This window comes from Streptomyces sp. YS415, from assembly GCF_023544665.1.
Classification (GTDB): domain Bacteria; phylum Actinomycetota; class Actinomycetes; order Streptomycetales; family Streptomycetaceae; genus Streptomyces.
On the sequence record NZ_JAMJFL010000040.1, the window covers coordinates 1 to 11,809 of the forward strand.

7 protein-coding genes are annotated in these 11,809 nt (G+C 70.8%); 2 read left to right on the forward strand and 5 right to left on the reverse strand.

The genetic code is table 11. From position 1 onward, the window contains the following. From M8H82_RS32815 to M8H82_RS32830, 4 genes are all read right to left on the reverse strand, one after another. Positions 1 to 1,958: ATP-dependent DNA helicase (locus M8H82_RS32815; RefSeq protein WP_250078753.1), on the reverse strand; the 1,958-nt coding region annotated here is incomplete at its 3' end. Between the two features lie 261 nt (positions 1,959 to 2,219). After that, positions 2,220 to 3,032, reverse strand: coding sequence for a GNAT family N-acetyltransferase (locus tag M8H82_RS32820; RefSeq protein WP_374211731.1), 813 nt, complete (start codon positions 3,030 to 3,032; stop codon positions 2,220 to 2,222). Between the two features lie 100 nt (positions 3,033 to 3,132). Beyond that, on the reverse strand, positions 3,133 to 5,235 hold the full coding sequence (locus M8H82_RS32825; RefSeq protein ID WP_374211732.1) for an IucA/IucC family protein: 2,103 nt from the start codon (positions 5,233 to 5,235) through the stop codon (positions 3,133 to 3,135). A 46-nt stretch (positions 5,236 to 5,281) separates the two neighbouring features. Then, positions 5,282 to 6,706, reverse strand: coding sequence for a diaminobutyrate--2-oxoglutarate transaminase family protein (locus M8H82_RS32830; protein WP_250078789.1), 1,425 nt, complete (start codon positions 6,704 to 6,706; stop codon positions 5,282 to 5,284). An 818-nt stretch (positions 6,707 to 7,524) separates the two neighbouring features. On the opposite strand from M8H82_RS32830, the gene M8H82_RS32835 reads away from it, so the two are divergent. Next, positions 7,525 to 8,745, forward strand: a complete 1,221-nt coding sequence (locus M8H82_RS32835; protein ID WP_250078755.1) for a serine protease — start codon at positions 7,525 to 7,527, stop codon at positions 8,743 to 8,745. A gap of 138 nt (positions 8,746 to 8,883) precedes the next feature. After that, positions 8,884 to 10,059: a serine protease gene (locus M8H82_RS32840; RefSeq protein WP_250078756.1), complete on the forward strand. Its 1,176-nt coding sequence runs from the start codon at positions 8,884 to 8,886 to the stop codon at positions 10,057 to 10,059. 106 nt (positions 10,060 to 10,165) lie between these two features. On the opposite strand, the gene hflX is transcribed toward M8H82_RS32840, so the two are convergent. Beyond that, positions 10,166 to 11,659 (reverse strand): GTPase HflX, encoded by a 1,494-nt coding sequence (gene hflX / locus M8H82_RS32845; protein ID WP_250078757.1) that lies wholly within the window; start codon positions 11,657 to 11,659, stop codon positions 10,166 to 10,168. Between the last annotated feature and the right edge of the window lie 150 nt (positions 11,660 to 11,809).

Below are 11,809 nucleotides of genomic sequence, written 5' to 3' on the forward strand. Positions count from 1 at the left end.
TGTGCCGCCGCATCGATCGCGGCCAGCGATCTGCGGACCTGATTACGGTCCGTGGTGTACCAGAAGTCGGGCAGCGACGCCTTCAGATAGCTCCCGTACCGCGCCGTGGCCAGCCGCTGATCCAGTACGGCGACGACACCGCGGTCCCCCGACGCCCGTACGAGACGACCGGCGCCCTGAGCCATCAGCAGTGCCGCATGCGTCGCGGCCACCGCCATGAAACCGTTGCCGCCCGCGTCCTCGACCGCCTTCTGGCGGGCGCTCATCAGCGGATCGTCGGGGCGCGGGAAGGGAATCTTGTCCATGACGACCAGCTGACAGCTGGGGCCCGGGACGTCGACACCCTGCCAGAGCGAGAGCGTGCCGAACAGGCACGTCTTCGGGTCGGCGGCGAAGTTCTTGATGAGCTCGCCGAGCGTCTCCTCGCCCTGGAGAAGGATCGGGTACTCCGGAATCCGGGAGCGCAGTTCCTCGGCAGCGAGCTGGGCGGCCCGCATCGAGGAGAAGAGGCCGAGTGTCCGGCCGCCTGCCGCCTGAATCAGCTCCGTCAGCTCATCCAGCATGTCCGCCCGGTCGCCGTCCCGAGCCGGGCGCGACAGGTGCTTGGCGACATAGAGGATGCCCTGCTTGGGGTAGTCGAAGGGCGAGCCGACATCGACGCCCTTCCACTGCGGGAAGTCCTCGCCCTCGGTGCCCTCCGGCGCGAGGCCCAATGAGGCGCCGACACCGTTGAAGTCGCCGCCCAGCTTCAGGGTCGCCGAGGTCAGCACCACCGAGCGGTCCGCAAAGAGTTTTTCGCGCAGCAAGCCCGAGACCGACATGGGCGCCACCCGCAGGGACGCACCGAAACGGTCGTGGCGCTCGTACCAGACGACGTCCCACTCGGAGCCCTGTGTGATCCGCTCCGCCACGTCGTGCACCGACTCCACCGAGGCCAGCGCCTGCTTGCGGACCGCATCCTCGTCCTGCACGGACTTGTCCCGCGTCGCGCCGATCGCCGAGATCACCGTGCGACAGGCGTCGCGCAGGGCCATGAGCACGTAGCCGAGATCTTCCGGGACCTCCTCCAGACGGCCCGGCAACGCCAGCTCCATCACCCGCTCGAAGCCCTCGGCGGCGGTCTGGAGCTGGTCGGCGGCCTTCTCGTTGACCAGCTTGGCGGCGCGGCGCACGGCGCGGGTGACCTGCCCCGGGGTGAGCTCGCCGGTGGCGACGCCGGTGACCCGGGAGACCAGCTCGTGGGCCTCGTCGACGATCAGCACCTCGTGCTGCGGGAGGACCGGAGCGCCTTCGATGGCGTCGATCGCGAGCAGGGCGTGGTTCGTGACGACGACCTCGGCGAGCTTGGCCCGCTCCCGGGCCATCTCGGCGAAGCACTCCGCTCCGTAGGCGCATTTCGTGGCACCCAGGCACTCACGGGACGAGACGGAGACCTGCGCCCAGGCGCGGTCCGAAACGCCGGGCGTGAGGTTGTCGCGATCGCCCGTCTCCGTCTCGTCGGACCACTCCCGCAGGCGCAGCAGGTCCTGACCCAGTTTGCTGGTGGGCGCGGCCGCTTCGAACTGGTCGAAGAGGCCCTCCTCCTCGTCCTGCGGGACGCCCTCGTGGAGGCGGTGCAGGCACAGGTAGTTCGACCTGCCTTTGAGCATCGCGAACTCGGGGCGGCGGCGCAGCAGCGGGTGCAGAGCGTCGACCGTGCGCGGCAGATCCCGCTCCACGAGCTGGCGCTGCAGGGCCAGGGTGGCCGTCGCGACCACGACGCGCTCCCCGTGCGCGAGCGCGGGAACCAGGTAGCCGAGCGACTTTCCGGTGCCGGTGCCGGCCTGGACCAGCAGGTGGGAACCTTCGTCGATCGCCTCCGCGACGGATTCGGCCATGGTCACCTGGCCGGGGCGCTCCGTACCGCCGACGGCAGTGACGGCAGCATGCAGGAGTTCGGGGAGTGAGGGCTTCGTCATAGCGCGACCAGCCTACGGCCCGGCACTGACAGACGGGTGATCACGGCGGAGGCGGGGGGCTGGATCAAGACCTGGGGTCCTCGGGTGAGGGCGGACGGGTGGGTGGCGTGCAGGGTGAGTCGGGGGGAGAGAAACGCGAGGCCGTCGGGGTGGGTGAGGGGCAGGTGTGGATCGGTGACCGGCTCGGGAATCGCTTCGCGTCGAGTGGGAACCCCGGCCGCCCGAGCGGTGTACCAAAAGTGACGACACCGCAGCGTGGCGTTACAGCAGATCGCGCAAGGCCCGGTCCCGGACCATGAGGGCGGCTCGCTTGGCGGGCAGGTCGACCTCGGCGGAGAAGCGGAAGCCGGCGCTGAGGAAGGCAGCTACGGAAGGAGTGTTGCGCATGTCCGGTTCCGCAATGACACGTGCACAGGCGGGCCGCCGCTCGAGAGCACGGTCGGCGACAGCTCGGAGAAGCGTGCTCGCGAGACCTCGGCCGCGGTCGGACACATCACCGATCAGGAGGTGGATCCCGGTGTCATGAGGACGGGCGGGATAGTGCCGGGCCACCGGGTCGAGGTCCGCCCGGTAGATCTCCCAGTAACTCATGCGCGTGCCGTCCAGCACGCCCACGCACGGCACACTGCGCCCGTCTCCCACCAGCTGGGCGCGCACATGTTCCTCGGTCACGCTCTGGGGCCCGGCCAGCTCCCAGAAGGCGGCGACCGCGGGGTCGTTCATCCAGCGGCTGATCAGTGGGAGGTCGAGTTCGACGCGTACGGGGACGAGCTGGAACACGCCCGCAGCCGTGGTGATCGGCCCCCAGTCGACGACGTGGTCGAGGAGATCGTCGCCGGCCGCCACGCCGGAGGCGGACCAGGCAGGCAGCGCCGCACCCTCGCCCCCGTCACCGACGGCTTCGCTCTCGGCCTCCTCCGTCGCCGCGAACAGCGCGAGGAATTCGGCGGGCAGGCGCAGGTCCAGCGTGTCCTCGCTGTCCTCGCCGCCGGGGTCGGCGTCGAGGGCGGTGTCGGTGCCGAGGGAGGAGGTGGGGTCGATACCGGCGTCGGTGCTCGCGTCGTTGGGAGGCACGGCGACGCTCCTCTCAGAAGACGGGGTGGGTCATGGTCCTTGCGAATAGAGGGAGCTGAGGGGCTACGGGGGTGCGGTTCAAGTGAGTCGACGGTGCAGTTCAGGAATGCAGGGGGTTGGCGATGGTGACGTAGACGGACTGTGTGTCGACCGGGCCCACGAGTTCGTCCAGGCCGTGCAGCCGGGTCAGGAGGTTGGCCTTGCAGCGCAGGGTGGATGAGTCGAGAAGGTGGGCCGGGAGGGAGGTGTGCAACGCGGCGGGCCCGGAGGCCACGTCGTCGAGGAACCGACGGAAGGCGGCGAGCAGCAGCCGCTCATCGGCGAGGCCCTGGGAGCCGAAGGCTCCGATCAGGCCGAACACGTTGTTGATGGCGAGGTAGTAGGCGAAGCGCTCGTCGGTCACCTCGTCGGAGACGAACGTGTCGCTGTGCCGGCCGATGCCGGGGAGGCGGGCGTCGAGTTCCCCGCGCCGGGACTCACGGAAGTAGTAGCCCTGGTTGTCGCGGTAGCGGCCGCCGCTGGGCCAACCGTCCGTGTCCAGCAGGAGCAGGGTGTTCTGCTGGTGCGCCTCGAGGGCGATGCCCGCGGTCGCGTCCAGCCAGAGCACGGGGCGGACGACGTGTTCGAGGTAGCGCAGGAACCACTCGGTGGACACGGCACCACGGGGGCGGCCGGTTCGAGCGGCGAGGCGGGTGACGACCTCGGCAAGGCGGGACCGCCAGGCCGGCCGGTGACCGCCGAGGGTGGCACCCGGCTCGGCGTAAGCGCGGGGCGAGACGAGCCCGGCGATGCAGGAGACGTCATCGGCGGGCTGGAAGGGGTTGTGCCTGATCATCACGTCGAGACCCGGTACCGGATCACCCTGCGGCCCGTCGACGGCGAGCCAGGCCGGGTCCCGGACGATGTCGAAGCCCGGGTGCGCGGCCTGCCACTGCCCGGCCAGCCCGGCCCGCAGCAGACGGTGGACCTCGACACCGCGATGCAGTTCCTTACGGAGATTCTCACGACGGGAGTTGGTGATGCGCAGGCCCAGCGAGAGCTTGAGCATGGCGGGGGCGCCGGACCGGTGGACGGTCCTTACGGAGGAGGTGGGGTGCCACGGGACTCCGTGAGGGCCGAGGTCCCGGAGCAGTCCGGCATCGAACAGGGCCGCGACCTCGGGCCGGTGGCTGACCTCACGCAGTTGCCAGGGGTGCAGGGGCAGGGCTGCGTAGGTGTCGGGCAGCGGCAGGCCGGGGCCGGCGAGCCTGGCGGTGAGCTGGGATGCGGCGACGGGGCGTCCGCGTTCCGTCCAGGCCGAGTCGGCGGCGAGCAAGGAGGGAGCTACAGCGATCCAGTGGAGGGGGAAGGAGCCGCGCAGTTCGGGTGAGTAGAGGCGGGCTTCGGAGTCGGAGAGGCCTTCACGGCTCTTCGGGGTGGGGTGCAGCGGGTGTCCCAGGACGAGTGCCTGCTCGGCGCTGAGGAAGACGTCCGGCCCGTCGACGGGACGGTCCCGGCGGTCGCTGATGAACAAGGCGGTACGGCGGACCGAGTCGGCGACGCGAGCGGCCAGGTCGGTGCGATCGGAGGCGACGGGGTCGGGGGGCGCGGGGGTGTCGCGTGGGGTCGGGGTGCCGCACGGCACTGGGGTGGCAGAGGGAGCGGGAGCGGCGTCGGCCGCCGACGGACCTGCCGAGCCAGCGCCTTCCGGGGTTTCCCGGGCGAGCAGTGCCGCCACCGTGACTGCGTCGGCGGATGGGGAGTGGTCTGGTGCGCCCGACAGACGCGGGAGGCCGAAGCGGTGCCAACCCGTCGGGGACCAGTAGCGGACCGGTACGACGAGGGCTGTACCGCTGGCGGGCAGCGGGATGCGCAGGATCCCGTCGGGAGGGGCGGGGAGGTCGGCCTCCCTCACCCAGCAGCGGAGCAGGTTCTCCACGGAGGCGGTCTGGGCCGCGGTGTGGGGGTCGGGGTGCTCCAGGAGGTCGGCGGCTGGGCGGCGTGAGGGTGCGGCGCCGGGTCCACCCCTCTGCGCCGGGGTGCGCTCCGGCGAGGATGCGGCAGCCCGTCCTCGTGGCGAGCCGACGGTCTCCGGCGCGCTCAGCTCCGGGCTGGCCCCCTGTTGCCGGGGGACCGACGTGGGCGTCGGCGCGGGCGGCTCGGCGTCGGTGGGGCCTGCCGCGCCCCTGGGGGTGTGCTCGTCGGATGAGCGCCTGGTGTCCAACTTCTGCTCTGTTCCTAGGGAGGTGGTTCTGGTGGAGGGAAAGCCGTCAGTGAAGTGGTCGGGTTCGGGCGTGGTCGCGGGCGACCGCGTGCAGGGCGTCGGTGAGGCGGTCCAGTACCGCGGCCGCCTGTTCATCGCTGATCGTGAGCGGTGGGAGGAGCCGTACGACGCTGTTGTGGCGCCCGCCGAGCTCGACGATCAGACCTCGCCGCAGGCACTCCCGCTGCACGGCGGCGGCGAGTTCAGGAGCCGGCGGACGAGGGCCGCGAGCGGCATCCGGCCGCAGCGGATCCTGGCTCGGCTCAAGGGGCTGCTCCGGCGTCGGCCCATCCGTCGGCCCGTCCGTCGTCGGGTCCACCACCTCCACGCCGATCATCAGCCCCCTGCCCCGGACGTCGCCGACACAGCCGAACTCACGCGCCGATCGGCGGAGTTCGGACACCATGCGGGAGCCGAGGTGATGGGCGCGTTCGGAGAGGCCGTTCTCACGGACGTGAGCGAGGGTGGCGGTTCCCGCGGCCATGGCGAGCTGGTTGCCGCGGAAGGTGCCGGCGTGGCTGCCGGGCTCCCAGACGTCGAGATCCTCGTGGTAGACCACGACCGCCAGGGGAAGGCTGCCGCCGATGGCCTTGGAGAGGACCATCACGTCGGGTGTGACGCCACTGTGCTCCACGGCCCAGAAGGCGCCGGTGCGTCCGACTCCGGTCTGGACCTCGTCGACGATCAGCGGGATGGACCGGTCGTTGGTCAGTTGCCGCATGCGGCGCAGCCAGGTGTCGGGGGCGGGAATCACTCCGCCTTCGCCCTGCACGGGTTCGAGGATCATCCCGGCGGGGTGCGGTACGCCGGACTTGGGGTCGTCGAGGACGGATTCGGTCCAGCGAGCGGCCAGTTCGGCGCCGCGTTCGCCGCCGACGCCGAAGGGGCAGCGGTAGTCCTGCGGGTAGGGCAGGCGGGCGACGCGCACGTCGAGGGCGCTGCCGGAGGCTTCGAGGGCGCCGGCGGTCATGCCGTGGTAGGCACCGGTGAAGGCGAGCATGCCGGTGCGGCCGGTGGCGGTGCGGACCAGCTTGAAGGCGGCCTCGACGGCGTCGGTTCCGGCGGGTCCGCAGAACTGCACGCGAGCGTGCTCGGCGAGCCCCGGGGGCAGGGTGCGAAACAGTTCGGTGGTGAACGCGTCCTTGACGGGAGTCGCCAGGTCGAGAACGTGCAGCGGGGCACCGGAGTCCAGGACCTTGCGGATGGCCTCCAGGACGACCGGGTGGTTGTGGCCGAGGGCCAGGGTTCCCGCCCCGGAGAGGCAGTCCAGGTACCGGCGACCGTCCGCGCCCTCGATCGTCATGCCGCGCGCCCGTACCGGCACGATGGGCAGGGCCCGAGCGTAGGTGCGTGCCGCCGACTCGCGCGCCGCCTGCCTCCGCAGGATCCCCTCCTGCCAGGAGGAGCGCTCCCCTGCGGCCTCGCGCCCCACGAACGTCCGCCCACCGAGCTCATTCACCCGGGGCCCACGCCCGGCATGCCCGCCACGAACGTCCACGTCCGGTGCGCCCGACTCACGCGTTTCCTCCTCAGGCCCGCCCGGACCATGTTTTCCCGGCTCACATCCGCCCGCCTCACAACAGAGTCCACGCACTCCCAACGCACGCACTCCCAACCCGTGCGCTCCCAGCCCACGCGCCCCCGGCACACGCCCCATCACCTCATGCGCTCCCGGTGCTGTCGGCGCACCCGCCTCGACCTCGCCCGTCTCCTCCACCCGCACCCCGGCCTCACCTGCCCCGGCCTCACCCGTCTCCCCCACCCGCACCCTCGCGGCACCCACCCCCGCGGCACCCACTCCCGACTCCCCGCCATCCCGCGCCCCGTGGCCCCACCACAACCCCGCCGCGTCCCCGACATCCCGCACCCCATCGCCCCGCCACAACCCCGTACCCCCAGGCTCGGTCACAGCCACCGTTCGCCGTCCTCCCGCCGTCCAGGGGCGAGCAGGTCATCTCGGTCCTCGCCCGTCCCGACATACGCACCCCCGCGAGGCTTCACTCGAAGCTGCGGGGAATTGGGCACAGGGGGCCGCGCACAGGCAGCAGAACCCCCACCGCTACCAACCCCGCACCGCTCACCCGGTTACGGGTTGCCTCAAGATCCTTGCCGTGACGGAACCGTTGCCGTTCCGTGGGAAGTCCCCCACAGCGAGCGCATAGTGTGTGATGCCGTTCCCGGTCGCCGCGTCGAGCGGCGCGGGAGTGCGGCAGTGCTGCCAAGTTCGTTCGTCCCAGGGGGAGTCAGACCATGCGATCCATACGGCCGTCGTTCACCGTTCGCCGCGGAAGGGGCGCGCGGCGCAGAACGTCTCCCCTGCCCGCTGCCGTCGCCCTCGCCGCGGCCCTCGCGCTCACCGCCACCGCCTGCGACTCGGGCGATGCCGACGCCGGCGGCGAGGCCTCCGCGACCTCCGCCGCCGGTGACGACAAGATCTCGATCCCTGACGACATCAAGGACCGGCTCAAGGAGCACGGGATCGACATCGACCAGTGGAAGGACGGTGCCTGGAAGAACTGGGACAAGGACGACTGGCTGCGCGAGGCCGAGGACTTCGTCAATCCGATCATCGAGGACCTGTGGGACCCGGACCGGATGCGTGAGGCCGAGGAGCCGGACAAGGACGTCGACGCCGGTGACATCTCCGGTGACGCGGGTGTGACCGACCCGACGCCCGCTCCGGTGGAGGCGCAGGCCGTGCCGGCTGCGTACCACGACAGCGTGCCGACGGCCGGCAAGGTGTTCTTCGACTCCCCCGAGGGCACGATGGTGTGTTCGGCGACGGTCGTGGCGGACCCGGCCAACCCCGGTAAGTCCAACCTGGTGTGGACGGCGGGCCACTGCGTGCACGCGGGCAAGGCCGGCGGCTGGTACCGGAACATCGCGTTCGTGCCGTCGTACAACAACGACGCCATGGAGACGGCGGAGCTGGAGAGTGCCACGCGCGAGGAGGTCGCTCCGTACGGCGTCTGGTGGGGTGACTGGGTGCAGACCTCGGACCAGTGGATCGAGCAGGGCGGTGCCACCGGCGGTGACGGCGCCAGTTACGACTTCGCCGTCATCCATGTGACGCCGGAGGAGGGCAGCGGCGGCAAGTCGCTGGAGGAGATGGTCGGTTCGGCGCTGCCGGTGGACTTCGACGCGCCGCCCGTACCGGAGGTGGACAGCGTCACCGCGACCGGTTACCCGGCGGCGCCGCCGTTCGACGGGCAGAAGCTGTTCCAGTGCCAGGACAAGCCGGGGCGGCTGTCGCTGACCAAGGCCGATCCCACGATGTACCGGATCGGCTGCACGATGACCGGTGGTTCGTCGGGCGGGGGCTGGGTCGCGACCGGTTCGGACGGCAAGCCCGCGCTCGTCTCCAACACCTCCATCGGGCCGGTGGAGTCGGGCTGGCTGGCCGGGCCGCGGCTCGGTGCGGAGGCCAAGGGTGTGTTCGACGAGGTCAGCGGGAAGTTCGCCGGCCAGTGAGCACCGGCGGCGGTGAGCCCCAAAAACCCTTCACGGTCTCACCGCCGTTCGCCCTCAACTCCCCGGGCATAGTGGGGAGTCGCGTGCCTGAAGCACGTGCGAATCAGTCAGAGCAGTTTCTACGGGGGTCACCGCACCATGCGTTCCACACGTACCCGCCTCGCTGCGACCGCGCTTCTCGCGGCCGTGGCGCTGACCGCCACCGCGTGCAGCGGTTCCGGCGACGACAAGGCGAGTGACAAGCCGAGCACCTCTCAGGCCGCCGACATAGCCGACCAGGGCAAGGCCGAGATTCCTCGGGGCGTCGCCGACAGGCTGAAGGAACACGGCATCGACGTCGATGCCTGGGCCGACGGCGGCTGGCAGGACTGGGACAAGGACAAGTGGCTCAGTGAGGCCAAGGACTTCGTCAACCCGGTGATCGAGGGCCTGTGGAAGCCGGACCGGATGCGGTCCGCGAAGGAGGCCGACAAGACCGTCTCGACGAAGGACGCCTCCGCCGACCAGGGCATCAGTGACCCGGAACCGGCGCCCGTGGAGGCGACGGCCGAGAAGACGCCGTACCACCAGAACGCCGCTCCGGTCGGGAAGGTCTTCTTCGACTCCCCCGACGGTCCCGCCGTCTGTTCCGGCACGGTGATCAAGGACGTCAACCACCCGGGCAAGTCGAACCTGGTGTGGACAGCCGGCCACTGTGTGCACGCGGGCGGTGCGGGCGGCTGGTACCGCAACATCGTCTTCGTCCCGGCCTACAACGACCTCGGCAAGTCCGAGGCGCAGCTGGCCGGCGCGAACGCCACCGAGATCGCCCCCTACGGCAACTGGTGGGCGGACTGGGCCTCGACGTCCGGCGAGTGGATCCAGGGCGGCTCGGCGACCGGCGGCGCGGGTGCGGCGTACGACTACTCCGTGCTGCATGTGAAGCCGGAGCAGGGCGCGAAGTCGCTGGAGGAGACCGTCGGCGCGGCGCTGGAGGTGGACTTCTCGGCTCCGTCCGCGACCGAGTCGGGCACGATGGGCGCCTGGGGGTACCCGGCGGCGCCGCCGTACAACGGCCTGCAGATGTTCAAGTGCCTCGACCGGCCGGGCCGGTTCTCGCTGGCCCCGACGCTGCCGACGATGTACCGGATCGGCTGCACCATGACCGGCGGCTCCTCCGGTGGCGGCTGGTTCCGGGTGGTGGACGGTGAGACGAAGCTGGTGTCGAACACGTCGATCGGCCCCGAGGACAACACCTGGCTGGCCGGGCCGCAGCTCGGCAAGAGCGCGGAGGCGTTGTACCAGGACATGAGCAAGACCTACGGCGGTCGGTGACGACGACGCCTGCATGACCTGAACCGGCCTCCCCGGACAGCCCTCCGGACGTCGGCATGAAGAAGGCCCGCCTCCCCAGGAGGCGGGCCTTCTCTGCGTCTACCGCTTACGCGGCCGGAGCAGGCACGTACGGCATCAGCTCTGCCGCCAGTTCCTCGTGCACCCGCACCTTGAGCAGGGTGCCCTCCGCGGTGTGCTCCTCGGAGATCACCTCGCCCTCGTCGTGCGCGCGGGCGACGAGCTTGCCGAGCGTGTAGGGCACCAGGGCCTCGATCTCGACCGACGGCCGCGGCAGCTCGTTGTCGATCAGCGCGAGCAGCTCGGGGATGCCCCGTCCGGTGCGGGCCGAGATCGCGATGGAACGCTTCTCGATCCGCATCAGCCGCTGAAGGGTCAGCGGGTCGGCCGCGTCGGCCTTGTTGATCACGACGATCTCGGGAACGTCGATGGCGCCGACGTCCCTGATCACCTCGCGCACGGCGGCCAGCTGCTCCTCCGGGTTCGGGTGCGACCCGTCGACCACATGCAGGATCAGGTCGGACTCGCCGACCTCCTCCATCGTGGAGCGGAACGCCTCGACCAGGTGGTGCGGCAGGTGCCGGACGAAGCCGACGGTGTCGGCCAGCGTGTACAGCCGGCCGCTCGGGGTCTCGGCCCGGCGGACGGTCGGGTCCAGGGTCGCGAACAGGGCGTTCTCGACCAGCACGCCCGCGCCCGTGAGACGGTTGAGCAGCGAGGACTTACCGGCGTTGGTGTAGCCCGCGATGGCGACCGAGGGCACCTTGTGGCGCTTGCGCTCCTGGCGCTTGATCTCGCGGCCGGTCTTCATGTCCGCGATCTCCCGGCGCATCTTCGCCATCTTCTCGCGGATCCGGCGCCGGTCCGTCTCGATCTTGGTCTCACCGGGACCACGGGTGGCGAGACCGCCGCCCTTGCCGCCGCCCATCTGACGGGACAGCGACTGACCCCAGCCGCGCAGCCTCGGCAGCATGTACTGCATCTGCGCGAGCGCGACCTGCGCCTTGCCCTCTCGGGACTTGGCGTGCTGGGCGAAGATGTCGAGGATCAGGGCCGTACGGTCGATGACCTTGACCTTGACGACGTCTTCGAGGGCGATGAGCTGGCCGGGGCTGAGCTCACCGTCGCAGATGACGGTGTCCGCGCCGGTCTCGAGGACGATGTCGCGCAGCTCGAGTGCCTTGCCGGAGCCGATGAAGGTGGCCGCGTCGGGCTTGTCGCGGCGCTGGATCACACCGTCGAGCACGAGCGCGCCCGCGGTCTCCGCGAGGGCGGCGAGCTCGGCGAGGGAGTTCTCCGAGTCCTGCACGGTCCCCGTGGTCCAGACACCGACGAGCACGACCCGCTCCAGCCGGAGCTGGCGGTACTCGACCTCGGTGACGTCCTCGAGCTCGGTGGAGAGGCCCGCGACACGGCGCAGAGCCGCGCGCTCGGAGCGGTCGAACTGGTCGCCGTCCCGCTCTCCGTCGATCTCGTGGCTCCAGGCGACGTCCTCTTCCATCAGGGCATCGGCCCGAAGACCGTCGGGGTAGGTGTGCGCGAGGCGCTGCGTGTCCTGGGAAGGGGAAGAAGAGGAGGTCATTGGGTCCTTACGTCGTTGAGGATTCTGTACGGCCGTCATCGTGCACGGCGGTCATTGTGCACAACGTACGAGTGCCCCGGGAGATTCCCGCGGAACCGCTGGCGGCCCCGGCCTCGTACCCAGGCCGACCTGAAGATGGTCGCACGGGAC

Excerpts from the sequence above, each read along its gene's own strand:
- M8H82_RS32835 (WP_250078755.1), top strand. The coding sequence starts at position 7,525 with ATGCGATCCATACGGCCGTCGTTCACCGTTCGCCGCGGAAGGGGCGCG.
- M8H82_RS32840 (WP_250078756.1), top strand. The coding sequence starts at position 8,884 with ATGCGTTCCACACGTACCCGCCTCGCTGCGACCGCGCTTCTCGCGGCC.
- hflX (WP_250078757.1), bottom strand. The coding sequence starts at position 11,659 with ATGACCTCCTCTTCTTCCCCTTCCCAGGACACGCAGCGCCTCGCGCAC.